This is a genomic window from Rhizobium leguminosarum, assembly GCF_001679785.1.
GTDB classification, from domain to species: Bacteria; Pseudomonadota; Alphaproteobacteria; order Rhizobiales; family Rhizobiaceae; genus Rhizobium; species Rhizobium leguminosarum_R.
This window is the reverse complement of record NZ_CP016288.1, coordinates 54,747-80,374: the sequence shown is the minus strand read 5'-3', so window position 1 is coordinate 80,374 and position 25,628 is coordinate 54,747. Positions and strand designations below refer to the sequence as shown.

The window sequence follows — 25,628 nt, the reverse complement described above, 5'->3', positions numbered from 1 at the left end:
TCTTTCTATTTCTCGAATGAGAAGACCTTCTTCCAGTCCGCCTTCATATCGACAACCAGCCAGTTGCGGCGCTCCGCTTCGTCGAGCGCCTTGTCGAGCTTGCCGATTTCGCTCTTTCGATCGTAGGCGACCTCCCGTTCCGCATCCGTGTGATGGACGATCATCGCAAAGCTCGGACCCTTGGCGGTGACCCATCGCAACATCTCATAGTCGCCGTCAGAATTCCCGGCCACGAAGATCGGCTTGCGCCCGATGAATTTGTTGATGCCGGAAGGCTTGCCAGCGCCATCGTCGACGAAGTCGATCTTCGGTAGCCTGTTGAGCACGGGCTCGTCGCCGACGGTGGCATATTCCGTCGTGATGGTGCTGCCGACTACCTGTTCCGGCGGGATGCCGTACATCTTCTCGGTCATCGGCCGCATGAACTCGACGCCGCCACCGGAGACGATGTAGGTCTTGAAGCCGTTGGCCCTGAGGTAGTCGAGGAGATCGCGCATCGGCACGAAGGTCATCTCGTCGTAGGGCTTTGCGGTTTTCGGGTGCTTAGAGCTCGCAAACCAGTCGGTGACGATCTTCGAGAACTGGTCCGTCGTCATCCCGGCATGCGTCGTCATCGCGAGATCCATGATCCGTTTCTCGCCGCCTTTCATCACGCCCATCGGATCGCCTGCCAGCACCGACTTGAACGGCTCCTTGGCCTGCCATTCAGGGTGATCAGGTGCGAGCGTCTTCACACGGTCGAGCATAAAAGCAAACTGGAAGTAGATGGGTTGCTCCGACCAGAGGGTGCCGTCATTGTCGAAGACCGCGATCCGGTCTTCGGGCGCGACGTATCCCTCGCCACCCTCGGCTGTCGTTGCCTTGACGAAGTCCATAATCCTGGTCTTTGCCGCGGTGCCGTTCCAGGACGGCAGGACCTCCTGCGCCACGGCCGTTCCGACGACGCCACTGACGAGCAGAAGGGCGGCGACGAAAAGTGATGCAAGCACGGTATCGGAAGCCTGGAAACGCCTTCTCATTTCGCTTCTCCTTCGGTGCGCCTGACGCAACGGAAGCCGACATGGCTGGTGGAAGTATCCTCGGGCTCGGCGTGGCGGGCGGCAGGACGGTAGCGTCTGCAGTAGTTTGGAGCGCAGAGATGGGAGCCGCCCTTCAGCACCCGCCGCGCTATTCGGATTTCAGGCTGGTGCGGATCGTAGCTTGCCTCGGCGTCACGCCCGCGTGGGTTGCTCGGAATGCAGCACGAGTGATTCGCCGGTTCAGGATGCCGGGTCGACCAGTAGTCGCTGGTCCATTCCCAGACGTTGCCGATCATGTCGTAGAGGCCGAAGCCGTTCGGCGGGAACGAACGCACGGGCGAGGTGCGTTCTTGGCCTTTCGGCTTCATCGAGTGGGTAGGGAACGTGCCACTCCAGGTGTTTGCCATCGGGACACCGCCCGGCGCGAACTCGTCGCCCCATGCATATTCCGCATCATCCTGCCCTCCGCGGCCGGCAAGCTCCCATTCGGCTTCCGTCGGCAAATCGAGCCCCGCCCAGTGCGCATAGGCAGCGGCGTCCGCGTAGGCGACGTGCACGACCGGATGATCGAGCTTGCCGCGCAGATCGCTGAGACCGCCGAGGGGTCGGCGCCAGTTCGCACCGAACTTGAATGTCCACCACTGGGAGATGTCGGCGCCGTTCACGGCTTTCGGCTGCGTGAACACCAGCGACCCCGCCCTCAGCATCTCGGGCTTCGCACCGGGATAGTCCTTTGGATCGGGAACTTTCTCTGCGACGGTGACATATCCCGTCGTCTCGACGAATTGCTTGAACTGCCTGTTGGTGACCGGCGTCTCCGAAATCCAGAAACCATCGACATTGACGGGATTGGCCGGGGCCTCCTCTGGATAGTGGTCGTTCGATCCCATCGTGAATGTGCGGCCGGGAATCCAGATCAAGCCGTCGCGCCGGGATTCCGTCGTGTCGTCGAATGCCAAAGCCATCGCTGCCTCCAGAACTGATGGGCCGAGCTTAGCTCCCGCGCGCGGCGAGGGAAGCTTGTTACCGTTACAATGGGCGTAACAATGGGTTTTCCGCCGTCGGATTGAGGTCGGGCAAGGCGCGTTTCGGTGGCCGACCATCGGCCACCGGCAAGGTTATCGCCGACGCTAGCGCCGCCCGGTCCAACTGCATGTCGCGGGACCTGAAGAGCCGACGTTCGAGGATGGCGACTTGAGCCGAGAGACGCGGACAGGCCTGTGCTTCCACCCACTCAGAAACCGTTCGATATCCCAGAGTACCGCTCCAGTCCTGAAGCCCTCGATAGACCGCGAGCTCGTCACCTACTCGAATGATCGTTCGTATCCGACTAAGCCGACGCCGCGGAGAATTCCTGCGCCGCTGGCGCACGCGTGTCGCCCAGGTGCGGATTGCCGGTAACCGCCACCAGGCGAAAGCGGCGACCGCCAAATCGATGGCGCACAGCAAGATGACCAAAAGCCAGCCTTTCCACACGCGGCTCGCAGGCGCATTCTCGCGTTGAAGCTCAGGCTGGATGCGTTCGGCAACTGCAGCCGGCGCGACGACGACGTCGGTGGCGGGGAGGGTCGCGGCTGACATGACGTGCTCGTCCACGTCGAACCACGGATAGGAGATCGCCGGAAGTGGAAAGCGTCCCGTGTCGGAGGCGGTATAGACGACCGTCTCGCTCCGCGTGCTCCCAGTTTCGACGCTGCGGCCGATCCCCTGCTGCTCGACGCCGTCTGCAAGTACCGCCGGCTTTTCGTACCGCGCCACCCCCGCAGTCGTTCCGAACGCGACCGGAGGTATCAGCATCGCCTGTGTGTCCTCGGCAAAGACGACGACCGTCCTCACCAGAGCGTCGCCTACCTTCAGGCTCGCCGGGTCCCTGTCGAAGGACTCCGTCATCGTCAGGCCGCGCGCGGCGAATGGCATGGCGGCCTGGTGGGAGAAAGCGCCGACGTCGAAGGAGGGAAGGGCGACCTTCACAATCGCCTTTGTCGAATTGCCATCGGACGAGAAGCCGAGATCGATCTCGATCACTGGGAGCGGGAAGGAACCCGCCCTTTCCGGAACGACCGCGTAGCCTCTACGGATGCCCGAATACTGCACGCCGTCGATGGTCTGCACCAAGTTCTGGGCGCGGTCGTTCGACAACGTGACGAGAGCGTCCGGCACGTCGAACAGCGGAAACTGCGGTGGCGACGTAAAAAAGTCCGGCGCGAACACGTCGACGACGACATGAACCTGCTGGCCGGGAACTATTTCTTCGGCGCCCTCGATCGACGCACGCCCGAACGGTTCGGCGGCGAAGCCCGGTCCGCATGCGAGAAGGCCGATCAAGACGGCGAGCAATCTCATTGCGACTTCCTCCCGGCCTCGATGGAGAACTTGCGCGCAATCAAGTCGGCCGGGCTGACGTTGATGTTCTTCATCCACATCTCGGAGGTCTGCTCGGCGATGTTGATCATTCCCTCCTTGCCCTGCTTTCCCTTGTCGTCGAACTGGACGCTGTCGGGCGCCTCGCTCGGCTGCTCCGGCTGCTCTTCCTGCTTCTCCTTCTGGGCTTTGAGGAGCTGCTGCGCGATCGCGAGGTTCGCAATCGCCTCCGGCCAGTCCTTCCGCTTCTCAAGCGCCTTGCCGTAGGCGGCGACAGCCTCGTCATACTGTCCGAGATGAAGAAGGGCGTTGCCCTGGTCATACGAGCTTTGGGCGGTGTCGACGGAAGCGAGTGCGTCCACCGCCCCCTGGAATTTGCCGGCTCGATAAAGGGCGACGCCTTTCCACATCGGGTCGACGAAGTGCCCAGCAGCGGCGTCGAACTCGCCTCGTTCGAATGCGATCCGGCCCTGCTGGTCGTTGGTCAGCCACATGTCCACCAGCCCGTCGGCGTGCGCGCTGCCTGGCGAGTACAGATGGACCGCCAGCAGCAGGACGCCGGTTCGAACCACCCATCCGCTGCGGAAGGAGAAGGCCATGGCGATCGACAAGGGCACGACCAGCCACCAGCCCAGGTCGCGCCAGCGGTCGCCTTCCTTGGCCTGCCTTTGTGCGAAGTTCGAGCGCACCCGCTCCGCTATCCACCGCACGTCCGTATCGTCATTGGTCACCGTCGCGACGTCGGCTCCGGTCTCCTTTCCGATTTCCTCCAGCTTGGCTACGTCGAGCTTCGATAACAGGCGTGATCCGGAAGGGTCCGACGCGAATCCTCCGTCGGGCGTCTTGACCGGGCCGCCGGCCGACGTGCCGACGCCGAGGATGACGATGCCGTTCACATTGGATTCGATCGCCTTCGAAGCCGCGTCTTCGACCCCGTCGGTCAGAAGCAGGATCGTGCCCGTCGCCCCTTCCTTTTCGAGGAGGCTTTCGGCGAGCGCCAGGGCGGCTGCCGTGTCCTTTCCAGGTTTCGGCATCAGCCTCGTCGCGAGGGCGTCGGAGTAGCTTTCGAGCAAGGCGGCGTCCTCTGTCGGCGGCAGGACGAGATGGGCGGTGCCCGCATAGGCGACGATCGCAGTCCGGGCACCTTGCCTTGTATCGATCACGTCCTTGATCTTGAGCTTGGCGCGCTCGATCCGCGACGGGGTCACGTCGATGGCGTCCATCGTCTGCGACAGATCGAGGGCGATGACGAGAGGCGCAGCGTCCTCGACGAAGGGCGGCGGCTCGCGCTGCCACGTCGGGCCCGCCGCGCCGACAATCCCGGCGACGAGGATACCCGCGAGGACCCACGACGGCCGGATCCTCGAGCCTGCCGACCCGTCGACTATAAGGCTGTCGAGCAGATGCGGCGCGATCATGCCCCTCCATTGCGACCGGACGTCGCCCGAGCGGGAGGCCAGCCAGAGGATCAGGACCGGCAGTGGCAGGAGGACGAGAAGCCATGGCCGGATGAAGTGGAAGTCCGTGATCATGCGGCGGCTCTCCGACGGATGACCCCGACCGCGCCAGCCAGCACGTGGTATCCGGAGAGCACCAGCACGGCGGCGAGCAAGGGCCATTGGAACAGCTCTGCTCGCGGCCGCCAGGATCGGTTCTTCTGGTCTTCCGGCGTGATCTGGTCGAGCGCGTCGTAGATCGCCGCGAGCTGCGCCTGGTCGCCCCCAAAGAAGTATCTGCCGCCGGTGCGGGCCGCGATCTTCTGCAATGTCGCGGTGTCCAGCTTGTCCTCGCCCGTTGCGGCAGGGCCTCCGATGCCCACCGTGTGGACGATCACGCCCTTCGACTTCGCGATCTCGGCCGCCTTCAGGGGCGGCATCCGGCTCGCGGTATCGTTTCCGTCCGTCAGAACGATGAGCACCTTCTCCGGCACGGTCGTCTTCTCGAACATCCTGATGGCAAGCCCGAGCGCGTCTCCGAGTGATGTGCGCGGTCCCGCCATCCCCGGCACGGCGTCTGCGATCATCGTCTGGACCAGCGCGTGATCCATGGTGAAGGGTGCTAATGGATAGGGCGCGTCTCCGAAGGCGACGAGGCCGATCCGGTCGCCCGGCCGCCTGCCCACGAAGTCCGCGACGACATGCTTGACGGCTTCGACACGGGCGAGCGGCTTCCCGTCGGCGTCCGGAAAATCTATTGTGTCCATCGATTGCGACAGATCTAGCGCCAGCAGGATGTCACGCTGCGGCTCGACCTTCTCGATCGGAGGTTCGACGAACTGCGGATGGGCGAGCGCCAGCACGACGAGACACCATGCGAGTCCTTCGCAGAAGAGCTGCGGCCACGTCCTGCGCGCAATCACCGATCTATCGGTCGGACGAACGCCGGCCGCCTCGGCGACCTGTGAGAAGAAGGGCAGCCTGATCGAGGCGGACGTCGCACGGTGGGCGGGAAGAAGCCACCAGACAAGCAGCGGAGCAGGGAGCGTCAACAATAGCCAGGGGAGATCAAGCTGGTACATTGTGACGTTCGATCCAGTTGCGGGCGGCGGCCACCAGGTCGCTGCAGACGTTCGACGGAAGGTTGGCGACGACCTCCGCACCGTGGTATTCGAAGTCGTCCAGCAGCCGCTCGAGAGCATGCCCGGCACCGTCGACATCATGCTGTTCAAGGAAGCGGGCCCAGGCTTTGGCCGAAAGCGAGGCAACTTCACTACGGGGCCACGCCGCCAGCGCCGTTCGCTTTAAGACTTCGCCAAGGTCTCGAATGCCATCGCGCCGGGTCGCAGGGTTTCGAAGCTGCTCGTCGACGACCTTCAGGAGGGCCAAGGCTTCGCGCCGGTATGCGTTTGCACGATAACGCAAGATCCACCGGATCCCGGTCAGGGCCAACATCACAAGCAGGGCGCCTGCGAGAACGCCCCACCCCCATGTTTGCGGCATCCATGACACCGGTTCGGGCGTCGCGATGTCGCGGAGCGAATGCAGGGCCATCTCCGTCATCGGATCAAGCTTTGCTGCCGGTCCCATCAACGCCTCCGTTGTCGCCAGGCGGACTGCTCGAGAAGTCGCCGAAGCTGAGGCGCAGTCTCCTCGGCGGCAGAGACCGGCAGCATCGCCAGTCCGAGTTCGTGCTGCCATGCCCGCAGTTCCCGTCCGCGGTTGCGCGCAAAGGCGTCGATCGAGGTCCGAACGCTTGCCGTTCGAAGCGCCAGCTCCGCCTGCGTGCCGCCGCCGCTGACGACGATGTCTCCGGACTTCGGCAGCTCCAGCAGGAAGGGATCGTAGACGAGAATGCAGACGACGTCGTTGCGGGAGGAAAGGCGCAGGAGAAGGTCTCGGGTCCGCGCCGTATGCCCGTCGAAATCGGAGATCACCACCACGAGATGGTCGTGATGCGCGATGTTCGAGACGGTTTCGAGCACGGCGTCGAGCTGTCCGGACGCCGCCGATGCCGCATCGGCCCTCAGTTCCTTGTTCTTTTCGGCGATCCGGCCCGCGAAGGCGATCACGGCGTTGCGACTGCGATGCGGCTTCACCTCGCTGGTCCCGCTTTCGCCAAAGACGAAGCCGCCGACCCTGTCGCCGGAACCCAGTATGCGCCAGGCGCAGAGCATCGCGGCTTCGGCTGCCGTGACCGATTTCATCGATCGCCTGCTGCCGAAGAACATATTGATCCGCTGGTCGACGATGATCAGCGCGGGCCGCTCCTTTTCCTCGGAGTAGATCCGGACCACCGGTCTGTTGGTTCGCGCCGTGACGCGCCAGTCGATGGAGCGGATGTCGTCGCCGGGCAGATAGTCGCGGAGTTCTTCGAAGATCAGTCCCCGGCCGCGCATCGCCGACTGCATGCGGCCTGCAAGCTGCTGGTGGCTGCGCGCCTTCTGGACGAAGCTCAGATCCCGGGCTCTCGCTTCGAGCGCGACCAGTTCGTCCGTCGAAACATAGACGCCCGCATCGCTCATGAGACCGCCACCAGTTCGACGATGCGGTCGATCACCTTGTCCGGCGTGGTGTTCGATGCGTGTGCCTCGTAGGACAGGATCAGCCGGTGGCGAAAGACGTCGTGGACGATCGCCTTGACGTCATCAGGGGTGACATAATCGCGCCCCTTCAGCCAGGCATAGGATCGCGAAACCTTGTCGAGGCCGATCACACCGCGAGGGCTGGCACCCACCTGCAGCAACCTCGCGAGATCCTTGTCGTAGCGATCGGGATAACGCGTGGCGAAGACGAGCGCCACCATGTACTTCTCGACGGCTTCGGAAACGGTGATAGCGCCGATCTCCTTCCGGGCGTCGAATACAACCTGTGGGTTTAGCTTTTCCGGCAACGGCGGCTTTGTGCCGCCATGCGCCTGGTTTTCCTCGTCGCGGTTGAGCCGCATGATGGCTGCCTCCGATGTCTCGTCGGGATAGCCGACCTCGACATGCATCAGGAAGCGGTCGAGCTGCGCCTCGGGGAGGGGGTAGGTGCCTTCCTGCTCGATGGGGTTTTGCGTCGCCATCACCATGAAGAGCGGCGGCAGCGGATAGCTCTTGCCACCAACGGTGACCTGGCGTTCCTCCATGGCCTCGAGCAGCGCGGACTGCACCTTGGCCGGCGCGCGGTTGATCTCGTCCGCCAGAATGAGGTTGGCGAAGATCGGTCCCTGCTGGAACTTGAATTCGCCCTTGCCGCCGTCGCTGAAGTAGATCTCGGAGCCGGTAATGTCGGCCGGGAGAAGGTCGGGGGTGAATTGAACGCGTGAAAGCTCTGAATCAAGGTTCTTGGCCAGGCTCTTGATTGCTCTGGTTTTTGCGAGACCAGGAAGTCCCTCGACCAGCAGATGGCCATTGGCGAGCAGCCCGAGCAGGAGCCGTTCGACCATGGTCTCCTGACCGATGATCGAGCGGCCGATACGCGTGCCGAGATCGAGGATGTCGTCGCGAACCGTCATGGGAGCCTCGGTGAGAAAGGAGAGGCGCGCAGACCGCCTGCGCGCCTTGGTGCATTGCTTATTTCTCGATACCGCGATCCTTGAAGGATTGGTCAATCGCCTTGTCCACCTCTGCGCGGACGCCTTCGATATTGAAGCTGGCGACCCGCTGGCTGGGCGGATACTTGACGAAGGTCTCGAGGAAGGCAGCGCCCTGCAACTGACCTTTCACCAGCAGATAATCGTTGCGGACCAGCCAGTCGTTATATTGATCGGAGACCTTGTCGGCCCGCTCATAGGGATCCATCCGCAGGTTGAACAACTTCGGAAGCCGCCATGTGATAAATGGTGTCTGCCATACAGCAAAGCCGCCTTCTGCCGGCTGCTCCTTGAACACGACCTTCCAATCGTCGTAGCGGGTTGCCACCAGCCCACCGTCGTCGTCAAAATAGTAGAAGTCATGCCGAGCGCTCTTGTCCGACTTGCCCGTGAGGTAATCGAGCTGGTTGTAGCCGTCCAGGTGGTTCTTGAAGCTCGTCGTACCGCCTTCGGGCGTCCAGCCCTGAAGAAGCCGGTTCTTCACATCGGGATCGCCAGCGGCCGCGAGCAGCGTCGGGAACCAGTCGAGCCCCGAAACTATCTGATTGGAGACCTGACCAGGCTGGATGTGTCCCGGCCATTTGACCATCGCGGGAACACGGAAGGCGCCTTCCCAGTTGGTATCCTTTTCGCTGCGGAACGGCGTCGTCGCTGCGTCGGGCCACGAGAACTGGTTCGGTCCGTTGTCGGTGCTGTAGACGACGATCGTATTGTCGGTGATGCCGAGATCATCGAGCGCCTTCAGCAGCTTGCCGACGTCTCCGTCGTGCTCGACCATGCCGTCGGCATACTCGTTGCCTTGCATGCCGCTCTGGCCGCGCATGGATTCCCTCACATGCGTAAAGAGATGCATGCGGGTCGTGTTCATCCACGTGAAGAATGGCTTGTTCTCTTTTGCCTGCCGACCCATGAAGTCGATCGCGGCTGCGGTCGTCTCGTCATCGATGGTTTCCATGCGCTTCGTCGTCAGAGGGCCGGTGTCCTCGACCTTGCCGTCGGCGGAAGCCTTGATGACGCCACGCGGGTTATAGGCCTTCAGGAACTCCTGGTCATCCTTGGGCCAATAGGGCGCTTCCGGCTCCTCCTCGGCGTTCAGATGGTAAAGGTTGCCGAAGAATTCGTCGAAGCCGTGCTTGGTCGGCAGGTACTCATCGCGGTCGCCAAGGTGGTTTTTGCCGAACTGGCCGGTCGCATAGCCAAGAGGCTTGAGCGCCTGGGCGATCGTGATGTCGCTGGCTTGCAGTCCAACTGGAGCACCGGGTGCGCCAACCTTGCAGAGACCGGTGCGCAGGCATGTCTGGCCGGTGATGAAGGTCGAGCGGCCCGCCGTGCAACTGTTCTCGGCATAGTAGTCGGTGAACATCATGCCGGCCTTGGCGATGCTGTCGATGTTCGGCGTCCTGTATCCGACGACGCCGAAGGAATAGGCGCTGATATTTGTCTGCCCGACGTCGTCGCCGAAGATGACAAGAATGTTCGGCCTGGATGCATCGGCGGTCGGTGCGGTGGCAGGGGCCGGCGCGTCCTGTTGTGCGAAAGCGGGCGCGACGATGACAGCCGAGGTCATGGTCATCGCGACCGCGGCCGTGGCTGCAAGAAGTCTTCGATGGATGGGCGTGCTCATCACAAGGTCCTTTCTACTTGCGAATGCGTCTGGGCTTATCAGGCGGGATGCGTAGTTTTCGTCGGGTTCCTATGCGCCGCGATACTGCGTCACGCGTGGCGAGGGGGTAAGCTTGTAACAGTTACATGGCGGGCAGCCTGGGGTAACAATCCGTCCAGGATGCGCGCCTACTGGGTCAAAGGCGTCGGCTTCCGATCGCTTTCGAGGTCGTCTTCCACTTCGGTTCCGGTCGGCTGCCTTTTCCTCATTGGCTGTTCGACGATCGTCAGCGGTGCCGCGACAGCAGCGCCCGCGACGGTGCCGACAGTACGCGCTGTCCCGCCCACGACGGCGGCGACGCCCTGTCCGAGAGAAATGTTGGAATCCGTCAGCGTTTGTCCGGTCATCAGACGCTGGCCGATGAGCTGGACGATGCCGGGACTTTCGGCGAACTTGCCATGATGGAGACTGTCGCCGGTCTTCACCTTCGTGAGGTCGATCGCGGTGATCCCCGCCTTCTCCAGCCGCGAGCGATATGGTTCCTTCGATGGATCGATCGCGCCTAGCCGCGACACATTGCCGGTGATGAAGCTAGATGCCGCGAGCGCCCGGTCGTCCTGCGAGACGAAGATCGTGAACTTCGGCTTGGGCTCGCCCATTTCGACGTATTGCTTTGCGAACACCTGGATATCTATGTCAGGGGAGGCGAGGATGACGTTGTGGATCTTGGCGTTGACGTGGCCGTCGCGGATGCCCATCTGCCGCAACGATTCCATCGCCAGCCACGTGCCCATGGAATGCGCCAGGATGGTGATGTCCTTCACATCAGGATCGGCGGCGAGGACCCGCAGGGACTGCTCGAGCGCCGTGCGCGAATAGTTCGTGCTCTCCTTGTCGTACTCGTATCCGGTGAGTTGCGCGCGTGACGGCCAGGTGAAGAGGATCGGCGTCGCCTGCATGCCGCTGTCGTGGACGATCTGGGCGAGGCGGAAGACCGAGTCCTCGTATGTGTTGTTGAACCCGTGGATGAAAACCAGCGCATGCCCGCCCTGGATATGCTGGCGGAACCATGCTCGGCCTTCCGGAATGGTGTCGATCTGCTTCACCCGCGTGACGGCAAAGTCCGTGGCGGGATTGGGCGGCAGCCGCTGCGGCCACTGGACGGTGCCCGGTTCGCGCTTCGATGGAATGGAGACCGCGACGTCGGTCATGGAGGGCTTCGGGCTGCGCTCGCCGTTGAACAGCGTCGCGGGATCGCCCGAAGGCTGCCTGGTCGTCGCCACCAGCATGTCGACCTGCGTCGTGCTCTTTCCTGCCGCCAGCGCCACCGGCTGCATGACGCCGCTCGGGTGTCCGCAGCCGGCCAGCGCCGGGAGGAAGCCCATCAAGACGGAAAGACGTGTCAGCCGCAGGAGCTTCATCTATTGCGCCACTATGTTGGTGGGCTTGGTGATCGACAGCGGCATCGAGATCGTGAGGTAGACGGCGTCTCCCTCGGCGCGGTTTTCTGCGGCGAATTCGTGGAAATACTTGATGCGGGTCGATATCGGCACTTCGCCCGCTTTGAACGTCCAGCCGATCGTCGCGCCGATGGCCGCGACGCGCCCCTTGAAGTCGCTGGACGCGCCGGCGCCGCTATCGCCGGTCACCTGGTCGTAGTAGTACCCAACGAGACCGGCGTCGAACTGCTCGTTGAAGTGCTGGACGGCGGCCCATTCGACATGGAACTCGTTGCCCGTGCGGTAGTCGGTGGCAGGGTTTTCGGCATTGAACGTCATGCCGACCACCGCCGACAGGTCGAGGCCGATCGTCGGGTCCAGCCAGGTCACGCCGGCCGATACGTCGGCGCCCCAGTGGTGGAAGGCTATGTTCGATATCTCGCCGTCCTGATAATCGCCGACCGGAACGTTGACCAGGAGGCTGGTCTGCCAATGGAAGTTGCCGGCTTCCCAGCCCAGCAGGGCGCCAAGGACCGGATCGCCGACGGTGAAGACCGGATCGGAGATCGATCCGGATGCTGTCCCACCTCGCGGTCCCGCCAATGTCACATCGGCGTCTGTGTTCTTCCAGCCGACAGGGACGGTGAGCGACAGTCCGAGGTGGCCACCGGCAACATCCTCCGGAAGGATCCAGAGCACGGTAGGCACCTCGATGACGGCCGAGCCTTCGACGCCGACCGCCAGTCGGCCACCTGATGGCAGCGCCCGTCCGCCCCCGAGATCGCCCGTGTACATGTAGATGTCGTTCGAGAAGAACACGCCGGGAGGCGGCGTGATCGCACTTGCGGGAAGCTTCGCGCCAAGCAGATAGAAGCCCGCGCCGCCCTCGGCCGCTAGTGCAAGCGAAGGAAGCAACGTCGTGGCTGCTACTAATGCCAGGCGTCTGCCAAATTCAGAGGTCATCGAAGTTCTCAATCTCCAAGATTCTACGAGGCTCAACGTCTGCGGAAGTGTCCGCCGCCACCGCCGTGGAAGCCCCCACCTCCGCCGTGGAAGGCGCCGCCGCGGGAGCCATTAAATTCACGGCCGCCGCCGCCGAACTGCCGGCCGCCTCCGAACTGTCCGATGTCGCGGCGTCCGTAGCTGCGCGACAGGTCTCGCTGGTTGCCGACATGCCGAGCGACGCGGTCGACGCCGAGATTGTCGGGGGCGCGTTCCCGAACCTGCCGCCGAGGAGCGGCGTTCTGGCGCGTCTCTACCCGGTTCTGGACACGGTCCTTGGCTGCGGGATTGTTCTCCACCCGGTTCTGGATGTTCTGCGCGCGCTCGGGAGCGTTCTGGCGGATGCGGTCGGCGGTTTCCGGATGCTTGGAAGCAAACTGCTCGCCGACGTTCTTCAGGCTTTCGGTAGCTGGACGGCTTACTGGATCCCAGCCGTCGGGCGTGTGCTTCTGCCATTCGCCGTTCTCGCGGCGGTAGACGTTGCCATCGCGCCCGGCGTAGATGTCGCCGCCCTTGCCGCCGGCGATGAAACCGCGGTCGCCCGAGGAATTATGCCAGTGCAGACCCGCGGCGTTGCCCGTGGACCCGCCGCTGATACGGGCGAACTCGCCGCCATGCTTTACGGCCGCCGTGCCCCACGAGCCATAGACGTTGGTGCCGCCGCGGGCCGCGAAGGCGTTGCCCGTCCTCGGATTGAACGCGGTGACGAAGCCACGCGAACCGGCCGGACCGGAGATCGCGCCACCGCGGACATAGGTTCCCGTGCGCGGATTATACGCCGCCCCGCCGGCGATGCCACGATAGGGACCGTAAGCGTAGCCATAGCGGCCGAAGGTGCCGAAGGCAGGATTGTAGAAGGCGCCGACCCCGTAGGTGACCGGGCGAGGATAGTACGGCCAGTAGCCGCCAGCCCAACCGAAGTCCCACCAGGGACGGTAGGCCCATCCGGTTCCCCAGACGAGGGCGTCCCATGCGAGGTAGGCCCCGAGGTAGCCCGCGGTATAGCCGTACCAGACGGCGTCGGGTTCCGTATCGTAGACCCTGACATAGGTCACGTTGTAGACGGGAGAGGAGGCCGGGATCTCGTAGACCTCGTCCGGAACGGCTTTCGCCACTTCGAACGGCCCGGTCGGCGTGTCGCCGACGAACCAGACCCCGTCCTTCAGCACGAAGTATTTTTCGCCGACCTTGATCACCTGTTCGTTCGAGTTGACCGCGTAGGAGAGACTGGTGCCGTCGATCGTCTCGAATTTCGGATCGCCGCTGTAGGCGACGTCGACCTTGACGGTTCCGTCGGTCGCGACGCGGGCCATCTGCGGAATGCTCGCCTTCAGGCGTGCCTCCGCGCTTTCCGAGGTTCCCGGAACCGACGCCCGAACCGCGTAGTAGGACGCGTCCTGCGGAATGTTCTGGAAGTCGGCAGGCAGGTTCGGCGTCGCAAATGTCCAGGGCCCGTCGAGCGACGCCGCCGAGAACCAGCGGCCGGAAAGCAGCACGTACCATGTGCTGTCGAACGGGCGGTAGAAGACGTCGCTGGTCGTGTTCGAGGCCCATTCCAGTCCGGTGCCCGGCACCTTCTGCAGTGCAGGCTTTCCTTCGAACACGAGGAGCTCGGCCGGCACGTCCGAATAGAAGACCCTGGGGACACCGCTTTCGCCGAATTTCACCGCGGGCAGGGCCGCCTTCACGTCCTTCCAGGCGTCGTCGTCGGGCAGGCTGGATATCTCGGGCGGCAGCACATCTGCTTCCGTCCATTCGCCGTCGAGGCTCGTCGCCTTCAGCCAATTTTTCTCGCTCCTGAGGTAGAAGGCCTTGTCGGCATCGGTCTGGAAGATGTCCCAGTTGGTGTTGACGACGAAGGAGAGGCCCTGCACGCCCTTGACCGGAGAAACCACCTCCTTGCCGTCGGTCTGCACGAGGATGGCGGCGGTTTCGCTCGTGAAGATCGGCGGCGGATCCGCCTTGAGCCCGGAGACATCGTTCAACCGCTTGTAATCGGCGAGGCTCGCCGTAAGGCGGTCCTGCGAGACCGTGATCGGATCGGTCGGCATGATCCTGCCGACGCCGAGCGCGAGTTTCGAAAGCTGCTCCTTGTCGAGCGTCGAGAAGTATACCGCGGTCGTCTGGACGTCCGTCAGCACGATATTGTCGGTCTCGTCGTCGGCAACCGTCTTCGCCGTGACGCCGATCACGCCGTAGACCGGCTGCGAGTCCTTCGAAAGCTTCAGTTCCGCGGCGATCAGCGCGTCGAGCTTTGTAAAGTTCGGCCAGTCGATCACCTGCGGCTGGAACAGGGTCAGCACCGCTCCGCTATCCGCCGTGAACGTCTTCGGCCACGTCGGGGTTTCGGCTGAAGCCTGGCTGAGATAGCGCCCGCTGACGAACCCGCTTTTGCCACCGAAGTCAACCGCGCACCATGCGCCGCTCCCGTCGCATTCCTTGAGGTCGACCTGCGCGCCTTCCGGAACGTTTCCGACCGCCTCAAACCCCGTGCCCGGTCCCGAACGCAGATTGACGGCCGCGGTCATGACCGCGGGATCGGCCAGCACGTTGCCTGCGAGAAAGGTGGAAGCGACTGAGAAGACAAGCAGCTTGCGCATCATGGCGGCCCTTCGACGTCATCGCCCGCGATCTGCGGACCGGTCGAAGGAATGCCATCGGAGCCTTTCGGACAAGGATGTTACTGTTACATCGCACCGTTGCTGGCGAGTTCCGGCATTTTCAGGCCGGCTTCCAGAATGCCTGCGCGCAACGCGTTTCTGAGATTGCTGTCGTAGCGCGCTCCGGAGAACATCGCAGCGACCGTCCGCTCGAGATCGGGATGCTGCAACCGGGCTGCGGCTATCTCCTGCTCCGTCACTGGCCGGTCGCCGAGGCGAGCGATCGCGGCCAGCTTCAAAACCGTCGTCGGCGCGTCCGGTGCCGGAACCTGCCGTGCGAGGAACACGGCTTGCGCGTAACGTTCCTGGCGATATTCGTCGAGTATCATGACGAAGCTTGCATCGCGTATCGGCTGGCCGGCGATCTCCGCCGCCTGTCTGGCAAGCTGCACGCCCTCTTCCCAGTGTCCTGTAAGGAACACCACCATCGAGAGCTTGGCGAGCAGGTCGGCGTTTTCAGGGTTTAGAGCGACGCCACGGCGGCCGGCCGCTATCGAGATCTCGTTCTGTCCGAGCTGATACTGCACGCCCAATTGCGCCAGTGCGGCTCTTGGCGAGGAAGGCGAGAGGGTCGCTGCCCGGTTGGCCAGTTCCAGGCCACGGCCGAAATAGCTGTCGTCGCCGGTCGCGCGGCCGATCCAGACATAAACGCGCGCAAGTGTGGCCATCGCGTCCGCATCCGTGGGATCGGCAGCGATCGTGGCCGCCAGGCAGGAGCGGGCCGCCTTCAGGCCGGCGGCGTCGCGTTGCTCGACTGCAAATTCGCCTCTAAGGACGCACACGTTGCCGATCGTGGACGCCGGGAGGTTGCGCCTAAGCTCGATCGCGTTGATGATGCCGGCGGGTCTTGCAAGCCTTCGGGATACTGAAAAGACCAGGTCGCGCATGGCCTCCTCGCGCATTCCGGCCGCGACGGTACGCCGCTCCTCGTCGGTCCAGACGGCCTCGCCGCTGGCGGCATCGGAAACCTGCCACCACAGTGAGACCAAACTTTCATTCTCGGCGTAACGCATGTTGATCTCGTAGAGACTCTGCTCCATCGCATCGCGAGGCACTCTCGAGCCGGAGGCACCGGATTTCAGACGTACGGTGCCGAAACGTGCGAGCGACACGGCGAGGTCTTCCATGACCGCTTCGCCGGCCGCCTTGTCGTTTTGCGAGACGTTTATCGACAGCGCGACGAAGGGCTTCTGGGTGTCGATGGCGACAGGAACCAGGCTGTTGACGACGCCGTACGCGCCCAGGCAGACCACGCAGAGCCCCATCAAACCCGTCGCCACGTAGCGCCACCGGTTTGCGGAGACCGCCGGAGGTTTTGCGGCCGGCGGTACGATGGCATCCGGAGTAGGCTCCGCGGACGAAGCATTCTCGTCGGCGCTTTCCGATTCCTCCAGCGGGCAGGGCGGATGGTCGCGTTCAACGAAGACCGGAACATAGCGACCGCGAGGTATGTCGAGCCTCGCGCCCGGTTCCTCGCCAAGATCCTCATAGTATTTCTGGAGGGTTTCACGCAGCCTTGTCGCCTCGATGCGGACGATCGGGTCGGATGAGGGGTCGAAGGACGCCGGCCGGTTGAATACGTCGATCGCGACTGAGTAAGCCTTGACCGTGTCGCTGCGCCCCTCGAATAGGGCGTCTGTGATGTAACGCAGGAAGGCCCGATGCCTGTCGGATACATGGAGCCTTGGATCGGCCAACAGCCGCTCCGTTTCAGCACGCGCCCTGTCTTCGGAGACCAAGCGTGCCCCGCTGCTCACGCCGTTCGCTGCCATCCCGCACCTCACGCCCGTCGATCCATAAGCAGGGGTGAATATGGGCGATGTCACCAAAAGTTGCAATCTCGTTCACTTGCATGGTCAACGAATACTTGCCGTTCGGCTCATCTGATTCGCGCCGCGGGTGCGAGACAGCGGGTCTGGACGTCCTTTTCGAGCTCGAGGCACACGTTGCGGTACTCTTCAACGAGACCATCCTCTCCTGCGCTCGACTTTCGCGCCAGACGCTCGAAGGTGGTGGTCGCAGCCTCGTAGGCTTCGCACAGTGCTTCAAGCGAGGTGTCTGTCCGCCATAGGATTTGGAGCTGCCCGCGCACTGCCGGGAGCCGCAGCATCAGCTTCAACAGTCCTCGATGTGCTGCGTCGCGAACAGTGTCCATTTCTTGCAGGCTTTCCTTTATCGACGGGAGCCGTGCGGGAGGGGCGGGCTGTCCTCCATTCTCGCTTCAGTCAATCGAAAAAAGCGAGATTGTTACTGTAACAATGATCCGCTCCTATTGCCGGCGGCCGCGTTGTTACAGTTACGGACTGGGCCGCAAGAAGGTTTCGTGCTGCAGTGGCCACGATCCATCCGGAGGCTCCATGCGCACATTCGTTTCCAACGCTTCTTCGGTGCTTGTAGCTCTCTTCGTCGCCCCTCCGGTGCTAGCCCAGGAGGCGCACGACGCCGTCAACGAGGCCAACAACCCGCTCACGCCGAAGATCACCATCAACCTTCAGGACTATTATATTCCGAGCTTCATCGACACGCCGGGAGAGCCCGAGTCGAACCAGTTCCTGCTGCGCGGTCTCATCCCGTCGGACATGTTCGGCCTGCCGCAGCTTCTTCGCTTTACACTCCCGATCGCGACGTCCCCCGACGTTCCAAGCGGATATGTCACCGGGCTCGGCGACCTCACGCTGATGGATCTCTTCATCCTGCCGAAGCGTGGAGACGTCACCCTCGGCGGCGGCCCGCTGCTCGTCGTGCCGACTGCCACGGACGAGTCCCTTGGAAGCGGCAAATGGCAGATCGGAGCGGCGGGCGTCGTCGTCGCGCCTCAAAGCTGGGGACTCCTCGGAGCCCTTGCGACCTATCAGGCGTCCTTTGCGGGCGTGGACGACCGGGAGGATGTGAGCCTTTTGATCTTCCAGCCGATCCTCAACATCAACCTGTCGGACGGCTGGTATCTGCGTTCGTCGGCGACGTGGAACTTCAATCTCGAGAGCGGCAATTCCTACATCCCGGTGGGCGCAGGCGTCGGCAAGGTGTTCCAACTCGATAAGGGCGTGACGATGAACGCCTTCGTCGAGCCTCAGTATACGGTCTGGCACGACGGACCGGGTGCGCCTCGCTGGCAGATCTTCGCCGGCGTCAACTTCCAGTTTCCGGTCAGACGGTGACGTCCGACGCAATTCAGGAGCATCCCATGCGTAAAACGATCTTCGCGCTTCTTATTCTCTCGGCCGCGACAACCACCGCGGCAGCGCTCACTTCTGAGGAGCTGGCGTCCCGCACGGTCGAGCGGCGCGCCGTCGAGGCCGTCATCTGGGGCATCCCGGCGGTCAACTACGACCTGATGCTCCAGGAGATGCTGACCAAGACGAAGGGCAAGGTGAACCAGATCCTCTACTGGTCGCGGCCGCTCGACTGGCACAACCAGACCCTGACGCCCAATCCCGACGCGATCTATCTGATGGCATTCACCGACACCAAGAGCGTGGGTCCCGTCGTGATCGAGGTTCCGCCGGCCGAGGGGGGCTCGATCAACGGCAACATCGTCAACGTCTGGCAGATGGCCCTCGAGGACGCCGGGCCATCGGGCGCCGATCAGGGCAAGGGCGGCAAATATCTTGTGCTTCCGCCGGGGTACAAGGACAAGGTCCCGGATGGGTACATCCCGCTCCAGTCCGACACCTTCGGCGGATACGCGCTTCTGCGATCGAACCTTGCCAGCCATAGCGACGCCGACATTGCCAAGTCCGTCGAATACGCCAAGCGACTGAAGGTCTATCCACTGTCGGAGGCCGGCAACCCGCCCGAGACGGTCTTCACCGACGCCAAGGACGTCGTCTTCGATTCCACCATCAAATACGACGAAAGTTTCTTCAAGTCGCTCGACCGGGTGGTGCAGTACGAACCGTGGCTATCGCGCGACCGGGCGATCATCGACCAACTCCGGTCGCTCGGCATCGAGAAGGGCAAGACATTCTCCCCGCCGCCGGCGGTTGCGAAACAGCTCGAAGCAGGCGTGAAGGAGGGCAAGGAGTGGCTCGCGGAGAAGTACGATAGTGGGCTGGTCCCCTTCTACGACAACAGCCGATGGAACTTCGCGGCCAACCCCGAACTCGTGAAGAGCGCCCAGGCCGGATATGACAAACCCGAAGCCTATCCGGTCGATCTGCGCGGCGTCGCCTATAGCTACGCCTTCGTCGGCCTGAAACGGCTGGGAACCGGGCAATTCTACCTGATCTCCATCAAGGACAAGGCCGGTCATGACTTCGATGGGTCGCAAACCTATCGCCTGAGCGTGCCAGCCGACGTGCCCGTTCAGCAATACTGGTCGCTGACCGCTTACGACCGCGAGACCCATGCGCTCATTCGCAACATGGACCGCGCCAGCCGTTCGTCGCAGATCGCCGATCTCAAGAAGAACAAGGACGGCTCCGTCGACGTCTTCCTCGGTCCGAAGGTCCCGAGAGGGGAGGAGGCGAACTGGATCCCGACCGATCCCGAGCGGAAGTTCGAAGTCATGTTCCGTCTTTACGCGCCGACCAAGGCATTGTTCGACAAGAGCTGGGTGCTCCCGGATCTCGAGCGGGTGCGCTAGAAGCGCAAGGAGGACCAACATGAGAAGCTTCGTTGTCGCAGCCGCCGCCGCGCTGGTCATAGGCACAACGGCCTCTGCCAAGGACGTTCTAACCGGGCCGGTCAAGACGCATATCGGACCTGTCGAACTGCAAGGAGGGTATCCGAGCACGAAGTCCGTGGGCAAGCTCTATGACGAGCTCGACTTCCAGCGTGCCACGCAGGCCTACATATGGGCGACGCCGCTCGTTGCCATGGAGGCGCTAAGGTCAGCGAACAGAAGCGACTGGGGCGTCGACTACGACGACGTCGGGCTCGTTGATGGATACACGACCCCAGTCGTCAGCGCCCTTACGGGCAACAACACAACTATCTACGCGGCCGTCTTCACCGATCTTGAGCGGGACGGACCCGTCGTCATCGACTCCCCCGTCGGCGTTTACGGCGTGATTGACGACTTCTGGCAACGGCCGGTCGTCGAGGTCGGTCCGTTCGGTCCCGACAGGGGTAAGGGCGGCAAGTTCCTGCTGCTGCCGCCGGGTTACGACGGCCCCGTTCCGGACGGCTATCTCGCCGCAAAGTCGAAGACGAACCAGACGATGTTCATCGGCCGCGCCTTCGTGAAGGACGGAGACGTCAAGTCGGCGGTGGACACGCTCGCTCGGATCAAGGTCTACCCCCTGTCTAAGGCCGAGCGTCCTCCTGAAACGCGTGTGGTTCGGGCCGGCAACCGACCACTGAATTCGATCGCCCCGAAAGGCTTCGGCTATTGGCAGCTCCTTTCCGATGCTCTCGACAAAGAACCGGTCGAGGAACGAGATCGCTTCTTTCACGCGATGTTGAAGCCGCTTGGCATCGAGAAGGGGAAGGCCTTCAAGCCGGACGACCGGCAGAAGAAGATCCTGACGGAAGCGGCGGACGTGGGCTTTCTGATGGCTCAGACGCTCAGCATGGCTCCGCGGCTGGAAAACGCCTCATCCTATCCGGGAACGCATTGGGAATGGGTGCTGACCCTCGATCCATCCCAGGAGGCGCCCGGATACACCCAGCTCGACGAACGCACCGACTATACGTTCGAGGCGATCACTATCGCCGAAGGCATGATCAAGATGATCCCCGGTGCCGGCTCGCAATACATGAGCGCGGCAAAAGACAAAACAGGCGCCTGGCTGGAGGGCGGCAGGAACTACACCCTGCACGTTCCGGCCGACGTCCCCGCCAAGGAATTCTGGGCTGTTACCGTATACGATGTCATGACCCGCTCGATGATCAAGACCCAGACGATGAAAGCTGGCGTGTCCAGTCAGGACAAGCTGAAGGAGAACGTCGACGGCTCGGTCGACGTCCATTTCGGCCCACAGCCGCCAAAGGATGACGTCAACTGGGTCAGGACGATCCCCGGTCGAGGATGGTTTGCCTACTTTCGATGGTACGGGCCAACGGAGAAGTTCTTCGACAAGAGCTGGGCGCTGCCCGACATCGAGAGGAAAGGATGAGCGACAATCGTGCAGAACGCGGCTCGCGTTTGCGTTGCTCGATGTAGCCTGAGTTGTTACTGTTACATGCTTCCCTCCCTGCGTGCTGATTGGCAAGCTTCGCGCGAATCATAGGAGGGGAAGCAGCGATGCGAATTCACCGATGGTTGTCGGCGTCAGTCGGGCTCCACGCCGCACTGGCGATAATGTTCGCGGGGCTGATGCTCGACGCCTACAGCGCTGTTGCGCAGACCTGCGCGGCCGGACCAGTATTTGTCGACGGAACCTCCTGCACCGTCACCGCAGGTTCCAACATCGTGGTATCGCAGGCCGCCGTGCCGGGGCTGGACGCTAGAAATGCCGGCGCGGCCATCACAGCCCAGGGAATCACCGTGCAGCTCGGTCCCGGTGTCGTGCCGAGAACTTTCGTCGGCGCGCAGGCGCTGTCCGGAGCTGCCGTCGAGTTGAGCGGCAGTACCATCATCACGTCTCAGGCAGGGACGGGCCAAAGAGGCGTGATTTCCGACGGTTTCGGAAGCAACATCAGCGCCACCGGCCTGACGATCACGCTCGGAACCGGGGCGACGACGGTCAGCGACAATCTTGCCGTGCTCGCGCAGAACGGCGGCATGGCGAGCTTCACCAACTCCGCCATTTCGACGAGGGGCGCAGTCAACGGCATCGCGAACCATGCCGTCACCGCGACGGGGTCAGGAAGCACCGTTACGCTCACGGGCGGCACGGTCTCGACCGCCTCTCGTGGCTCATTTGGCGTCCAGGCGGCGGACGGTGGACATGTCGTGATCGGCGGAGGCACGCAGGTAACGACAACGGGCGTGCAGGATCTAACTACGACGCCCGTCACCGGCAGCCATGCTCTCATCGCGACTGGATCGGGCAGCCGGATCGACGGTACCAGCGTGACGCTCGGCACCTCCGGCCTGTTTGCAAGCGCCGCCCGCGCCGAAAACGGTGGCGTCGTCGCACTTACAGGCGCGACCATCAGCACCAGCAGCAATTCGCAGGCCGACAGCGACCCTTCGTCGGCCACCCGAGTCCTGTCGGGCGGGAGCCTTCTTCTGACAAACAGCACGGTCGACACCACGGGGCAGCGAGGCAATGGCCTCTCCGTCCAGGACGCGGGTTCGACGGCCACGGTGTCCGGCACGGCCATATCGGTCTCCGGAACCCGCGCGAACGCTGCCTTCGTGTTCGACGGCGGAGGGGCGTCGTTTTCCAACAGCAGCCTGTTTTCAGCGAACTCGACAGCGGTCAATGTCCAGGGAGCAGGGTCTTCCATCGACCTGACGGACAGCAATGTCAGGAGTAGTGGTGCGATTGGATATGGTCTTCGTATCGGAGATGGCGGAACGGCGACGATGACGGGAGGATCCTCGACGACGACGGGGCGGGACGCTCCCGCGCTTGCGGCTGGAAACGCCACGGTCGTCGCCAACAACGTGACCTTCTCGACTGCCGGGCCGGACAACGCGATGGGTGTCCTTGCCGACCTTGGGGGCGACATAACCCTCAACGGCGGTTCGATCGTTACGACCGGAGACTCCGTGCGTCTGAGCGCCTATCCACACGGCATTGCAGCCCGCAATCCAGGCGGGATCGTGAGAGCCAACGGAACTTCTGTGCGAACTGAAGGCCTGACCGCCATGGGCGTGGTCGCCGACGATGGCGGAACCATCTTGTTGAACGGCAACTCGATCACGACCCTTGGAGCGACGAGCATCGGCCTCTATTCCACGGTCGAGCAGTCGGGGCCACAGTTTCCAGCAGGCATCGTCGGCGAGACCTTTGGAACGGGAGCGCACGGGGCGATGGCGGTCGAGCACTTTCTTCCTGCCGACTCGGCCATATTGCTCGACGACTCGCTCCTCACCACCCATGGAGACCTCGCTTCCGGTCTCCGCTCGATCATGTCGGCAAGCATTGACGCTCGCAACACGGTCATACTGACAGAGGGCGACCGCTCGTCTGGGCTGCACTCGAGAGACAACGGCAGCGAGGTCAACCTTATCGACACCACTGTGACTACCGAGGGTACGGCGTCGCACGGGGCTCTCGCCGAGGGCGGCGGGCTGGTGAACGGGCTGAGAACCTCGGTGGAGGCGAGAGGGAGTGACTCCTACGCGCTATATGTCGCCGGCGCGGCCGGCCTTGTCTCTGAGGCGCGGTTCGACGCGAGCCGGCTGGGCAACGTCGACGGCCCGGCGATCGCGGTGGGCGGGGAGGGGGTCGTCTCGCTGACCGGCTCCGTGGTCTCGTCGAGCGGGCAGTGGCTAAGCGTCGGGACGATCGCCGACTTCCAGCCCCTGGCCGCGCCTGACGCGGGCCTCGGAGGCGTGACGGACCCGGAAGGACTGGAAACCTCGCCCGTGTTCACTCCCCCCGCGGCCCTGCCGGTCGTTCCCGGTCTTGCCAACGTGACGCTGTCTCGCTCCGTGGTGACCGGCGCCGCCTTCACGGCGCCGGGAAGCGTCTCGAATCTTGTTCTGGAGGACAATAGCCTCTGGAACATGACTGGCAGCTCCAACCTCACGACGCTGCTGAACGACCCCAGTCTGATCCAATTCTCCGCCCCGGCCGGCGATCCTTCTCTGCTCGCGAGCTACATGACTCTGACGGTTGTCAACTATGTCGGCGAGGACGGCAACATCGGATTGAACACCTATCTCGACACGGACGGTTCTCCGTCGGACCGCCTCGTCGTCGACGGTGGGTCGGCCACCGGAACCAGTGGCCTCATCATCTCCAACGCGACCGGCGGCGGAGCATTGACGACCGGCAACGGCATCCTCGTCGTCGACGCGATCAACGGCGGCGTGACCGATCCGGCGGCGTTCCATCTCGCCGCGCCGGCAGTCGCGGGACCATACGACTACCTGCTCTTCCGAAGCAGCGTCGACGGATCCGGGCCGGAGGACTGGTACCTGCGTTCCGAGCTTGTCGGTCCACCGGATCCTACCCCGATCTATCGCCCGGAAGTCTCGCTCTACGCCGCAGTTCCATCGATGGCGGCGATCTACGGCAGGCACATCATCGACACGCTGCACGAGCGCGTCGGCGAGGAGGAGCAGCTCAAGGGACGCACGGATATCGGCGAGGACGAGAACTTCAACGGCTTCTGGCTGCGAGGCATCGGCCACTGGGGCCATCGCGACGGAGATGCTCGCGGCGTCTACGACGGCGCGCCGGAGTTCGACTACAGGTTTGGTGCCATGCAGGGTGACCTTGCCCCGTTGAAATAATCCATTTTGAAGTAAGCTCTGGCCCATTGAGAGGACCAGGGAATGAAGCGCAATCGTTTCACAGACGAACAGATCATCGGCATTCTGAAGGAGCACGAGGCTGGCACGCCGGTCTCGGAGCTTTGCCGCAAGCACGGCGTCAGCGATGCCAGCATCTATAAATGGAGGGCCAAATTCGGCGGCATGGACGTATCCGAAGCCAAGCGGCTGAAGACGCTGGAAGACGAGAACACGAAGCTGAAACGGCTCCTGGCAGATGCGATGCTCGACAATGCGGCTTTGAAAGACATTTTGGGAAAGAAGTGGTGACGCCCGCAGCAAGGCGGAAAGCTGTCGCTCATCTGATGGATCACCACGAGATGAGCGAACGGCGGGCGTGTAAAGCCATCGGGTTTTGCCGAATGACGATCCGTTACGAAACCAGCCGCGGCGACGATCATGGCCTTCGCGAGCGCATGAAGGCGTTGGCGAATGAACGCCGCCGCTTTGGCTATCGACGCCTTCATGTGCTGCTCAGGCGCGAGGGACACCTTGTGAACCACAAAAAGCTATTCCGGCTCTATCGGGAGGAGAAGCTCACCGTGCGCAAGCGCGGCGGGCGGAAGCGAGCGATAGGCACACGAGCACCGATGCTGATCCCGCTTGCCGCCAATGATCGCTGGTCACTGGACTTCGTGTCGGATCAACTCACCGATGGACGCAGGTTCCGGATGCTTACGGTCGTCGACGATTGCACCAGGGAATGCCTGGGCCTCGTCGCCGATACGTCCCTTTCCGGCCTGCGGGTTGCCCGTGAGCTGGACCGGATCATCGAGGGACGAGGCAAGCCGAAGATGATCGTCAGCGACAATGGCAGCGAGTTCACCAGCAACGCGATCCTGCAATGGACGGATCGGACCAAGGTGGAATGGCACTACATCGCACCGGGCAAACCGATCCAGAACGCCTTCATCGAAAGCTTCAATGGGCGGCTGCGAGACGAATTCCTGAATGAAACTCTCTTCTCGTCACTGACCCATGCTCGATCAGCGCTTTCAAACTGGCGCAGCGATTACAACGATCATCGACCGCACTCTGGACTCGGCTGGATGACACCTGCCGAGTTCGCTCAGACAATCAACCCGCGACGTGATGCGGTGCTGCGCAGCCGGAATGGCTCCGCACAGCAACCCGCCGCTACCGCCCCGAATACAGCAACCCAAAACCGCTGGAGCGAACTCAAAACTGGATAAA

19 protein-coding genes are annotated in these 25,628 nt (G+C 63.0%); 5 read left to right on the top strand and 14 right to left on the bottom strand.

Annotated features, from left to right (window positions below):
• Positions 1–5: 5 nt before the first annotated feature.
• From BA011_RS30770 to BA011_RS30705, 14 genes are all read right to left on the bottom strand, one after another.
• A complete protein-coding gene (locus BA011_RS30770) occupies positions 6–1,019 on the bottom strand; it encodes an HAD family hydrolase (RefSeq protein ID WP_065283631.1) in 1,014 nt (337 codons plus the stop codon).
• Entirely contained in the window at positions 1,016–1,984 is a 969-nt protein-coding gene (locus BA011_RS30765; protein WP_065283630.1) for a formylglycine-generating enzyme family protein, read from the bottom strand. The genes BA011_RS30770 and BA011_RS30765 overlap by 4 nt, the downstream gene beginning before the upstream one ends.
• A gap of 64 nt (positions 1,985–2,048) precedes the next feature.
• Positions 2,049–3,362: a BatD family protein gene (locus BA011_RS30760; RefSeq protein WP_065283629.1), complete on the bottom strand. Its 1,314-nt coding sequence runs from the start codon at positions 3,360–3,362 to the stop codon at positions 2,049–2,051.
• A complete protein-coding gene (locus tag BA011_RS30755) occupies positions 3,359–4,912 on the bottom strand; it encodes a VWA domain-containing protein (RefSeq protein WP_065283628.1) in 1,554 nt (517 codons plus the stop codon). The genes BA011_RS30760 and BA011_RS30755 overlap by 4 nt, the downstream gene beginning before the upstream one ends.
• A complete protein-coding gene (locus BA011_RS30750) occupies positions 4,909–5,898 on the bottom strand; it encodes a vWA domain-containing protein (RefSeq protein ID WP_065283627.1) in 990 nt (329 codons plus the stop codon). Before BA011_RS30750 ends, BA011_RS30755 begins: the two co-directional genes overlap by 4 nt.
• The gene (locus BA011_RS30745; protein WP_065283626.1) at positions 5,885–6,406 is read right to left on the bottom strand and encodes a DUF4381 domain-containing protein; all 522 of its coding nucleotides are present in this window, start codon (positions 6,404–6,406) and stop codon (positions 5,885–5,887) included. Before BA011_RS30745 ends, BA011_RS30750 begins: the two co-directional genes overlap by 14 nt.
• Positions 6,406–7,341 (bottom strand): DUF58 domain-containing protein, encoded by a 936-nt coding sequence (locus BA011_RS30740; protein WP_065283625.1) that lies wholly within the window; start codon positions 7,339–7,341, stop codon positions 6,406–6,408. The genes BA011_RS30745 and BA011_RS30740 overlap by 1 nt, the downstream gene beginning before the upstream one ends.
• A complete protein-coding gene (locus BA011_RS30735) occupies positions 7,338–8,315 on the bottom strand; it encodes an AAA family ATPase (RefSeq protein WP_065283624.1) in 978 nt (325 codons plus the stop codon). The genes BA011_RS30740 and BA011_RS30735 overlap by 4 nt, the downstream gene beginning before the upstream one ends.
• A 58-nt stretch (positions 8,316–8,373) precedes the next feature.
• Complete coding sequence (locus BA011_RS30730; protein ID WP_065283623.1) at positions 8,374–10,017, bottom strand: arylsulfatase; 1,644 nt, start codon at positions 10,015–10,017, stop codon at positions 8,374–8,376.
• Between the two features lie 167 nt (positions 10,018–10,184).
• Positions 10,185–11,417: an alpha/beta hydrolase gene (locus BA011_RS30725; protein WP_065283622.1), complete on the bottom strand. Its 1,233-nt coding sequence runs from the start codon at positions 11,415–11,417 to the stop codon at positions 10,185–10,187.
• Complete coding sequence (locus tag BA011_RS30720) at positions 11,418–12,398, bottom strand: SphA family protein (RefSeq protein WP_065283621.1); 981 nt, start codon at positions 12,396–12,398, stop codon at positions 11,418–11,420.
• 32 nt (positions 12,399–12,430) lie between these two features.
• Complete coding sequence (locus BA011_RS30715) at positions 12,431–15,040, bottom strand: SH3 domain-containing protein (RefSeq protein ID WP_065283620.1); 2,610 nt, start codon at positions 15,038–15,040, stop codon at positions 12,431–12,433.
• Between the two features lie 83 nt (positions 15,041–15,123).
• Entirely contained in the window at positions 15,124–16,869 is a 1,746-nt protein-coding gene (locus tag BA011_RS30710; RefSeq protein ID WP_065283619.1) for a hypothetical protein, read from the bottom strand.
• 107 nt (positions 16,870–16,976) lie between these two features.
• On the bottom strand, positions 16,977–17,252 hold the full coding sequence (locus BA011_RS30705; RefSeq protein WP_065283618.1) for a hypothetical protein: 276 nt from the start codon (positions 17,250–17,252) through the stop codon (positions 16,977–16,979).
• Between the two features lie 202 nt (positions 17,253–17,454).
• Here BA011_RS30705 and BA011_RS30700 point away from each other — a divergent pair, with 202 nt between their 5' ends.
• From BA011_RS30700 to BA011_RS30675, 5 genes are all read left to right on the top strand, one after another.
• Positions 17,455–18,255: a hypothetical protein gene (locus BA011_RS30700; protein WP_065283617.1), complete on the top strand. Its 801-nt coding sequence runs from the start codon at positions 17,455–17,457 to the stop codon at positions 18,253–18,255.
• Positions 18,256–18,281: 26 nt separating this feature from the next.
• Positions 18,282–19,682: a DUF1254 domain-containing protein gene (locus BA011_RS30695; protein ID WP_065283616.1), complete on the top strand. Its 1,401-nt coding sequence runs from the start codon at positions 18,282–18,284 to the stop codon at positions 19,680–19,682.
• 19 nt (positions 19,683–19,701) lie between these two features.
• On the top strand, positions 19,702–21,156 hold the full coding sequence (locus BA011_RS30690) for a DUF1254 domain-containing protein (protein WP_151343667.1): 1,455 nt from the start codon (positions 19,702–19,704) through the stop codon (positions 21,154–21,156).
• 128 nt (positions 21,157–21,284) lie between these two features.
• Entirely contained in the window at positions 21,285–24,395 is a 3,111-nt protein-coding gene (locus tag BA011_RS30685; protein WP_151343666.1) for a hypothetical protein, read from the top strand.
• A gap of 42 nt (positions 24,396–24,437) precedes the next feature.
• Positions 24,438–25,627, top strand: a protein-coding gene (locus BA011_RS30675) for an IS3 family transposase (protein WP_151343665.1) whose coding sequence is annotated in 2 segments (ribosomal slippage) — positions 24,438–24,687 and positions 24,687–25,627 — 1,191 coding nt in all. Because the reading frame shifts where the segments join, the coding sequence is not laid out codon by codon here.
• Position 25,628: the final 1 nt, after the last annotated feature.

What these genes read in the sequence shown, in the direction of transcription:
- BA011_RS30750 (WP_065283627.1), bottom strand. Translation starts at nt 5,898, where the DNA reads ATGTACCAGCTTGATCTCCCCTGGCTATTGTTGACGCTCCCTGCTCCG.
- BA011_RS30745 (WP_065283626.1), bottom strand. Translation starts at nt 6,406, where the DNA reads ATGGGACCGGCAGCAAAGCTTGATCCGATGACGGAGATGGCCCTGCAT.
- BA011_RS30720 (WP_065283621.1), bottom strand. Translation starts at nt 12,398, where the DNA reads ATGACCTCTGAATTTGGCAGACGCCTGGCATTAGTAGCAGCCACGACG.
- BA011_RS30770 (WP_065283631.1), bottom strand. Translation starts at nt 1,019, where the DNA reads ATGAGAAGGCGTTTCCAGGCTTCCGATACCGTGCTTGCATCACTTTTC.
- BA011_RS30705 (WP_065283618.1), bottom strand. Translation starts at nt 17,252, where the DNA reads ATGGACACTGTTCGCGACGCAGCACATCGAGGACTGTTGAAGCTGATG.
- BA011_RS30740 (WP_065283625.1), bottom strand. Translation starts at nt 7,341, where the DNA reads ATGAGCGATGCGGGCGTCTATGTTTCGACGGACGAACTGGTCGCGCTC.
- BA011_RS30715 (WP_065283620.1), bottom strand. Translation starts at nt 15,040, where the DNA reads ATGATGCGCAAGCTGCTTGTCTTCTCAGTCGCTTCCACCTTTCTCGCA.
- BA011_RS30725 (WP_065283622.1), bottom strand. Translation starts at nt 11,417, where the DNA reads ATGAAGCTCCTGCGGCTGACACGTCTTTCCGTCTTGATGGGCTTCCTC.
- BA011_RS30695 (WP_065283616.1), top strand. Translation starts at nt 18,282, where the DNA reads ATGCGTAAAACGATCTTCGCGCTTCTTATTCTCTCGGCCGCGACAACC.
- BA011_RS30760 (WP_065283629.1), bottom strand. Translation starts at nt 3,362, where the DNA reads ATGAGATTGCTCGCCGTCTTGATCGGCCTTCTCGCATGCGGACCGGGC.
- BA011_RS30755 (WP_065283628.1), bottom strand. Translation starts at nt 4,912, where the DNA reads ATGATCACGGACTTCCACTTCATCCGGCCATGGCTTCTCGTCCTCCTG.
- BA011_RS30685 (WP_151343666.1), top strand. Translation starts at nt 21,285, where the DNA reads ATGCGAATTCACCGATGGTTGTCGGCGTCAGTCGGGCTCCACGCCGCA.
- BA011_RS30700 (WP_065283617.1), top strand. Translation starts at nt 17,455, where the DNA reads ATGCGCACATTCGTTTCCAACGCTTCTTCGGTGCTTGTAGCTCTCTTC.
- BA011_RS30690 (WP_151343667.1), top strand. Translation starts at nt 19,702, where the DNA reads ATGAGAAGCTTCGTTGTCGCAGCCGCCGCCGCGCTGGTCATAGGCACA.
- BA011_RS30735 (WP_065283624.1), bottom strand. Translation starts at nt 8,315, where the DNA reads ATGACGGTTCGCGACGACATCCTCGATCTCGGCACGCGTATCGGCCGC.
- BA011_RS30730 (WP_065283623.1), bottom strand. Translation starts at nt 10,017, where the DNA reads ATGAGCACGCCCATCCATCGAAGACTTCTTGCAGCCACGGCCGCGGTC.
- BA011_RS30765 (WP_065283630.1), bottom strand. Translation starts at nt 1,984, where the DNA reads ATGGCTTTGGCATTCGACGACACGACGGAATCCCGGCGCGACGGCTTG.
- BA011_RS30710 (WP_065283619.1), bottom strand. Translation starts at nt 16,869, where the DNA reads ATGGCAGCGAACGGCGTGAGCAGCGGGGCACGCTTGGTCTCCGAAGAC.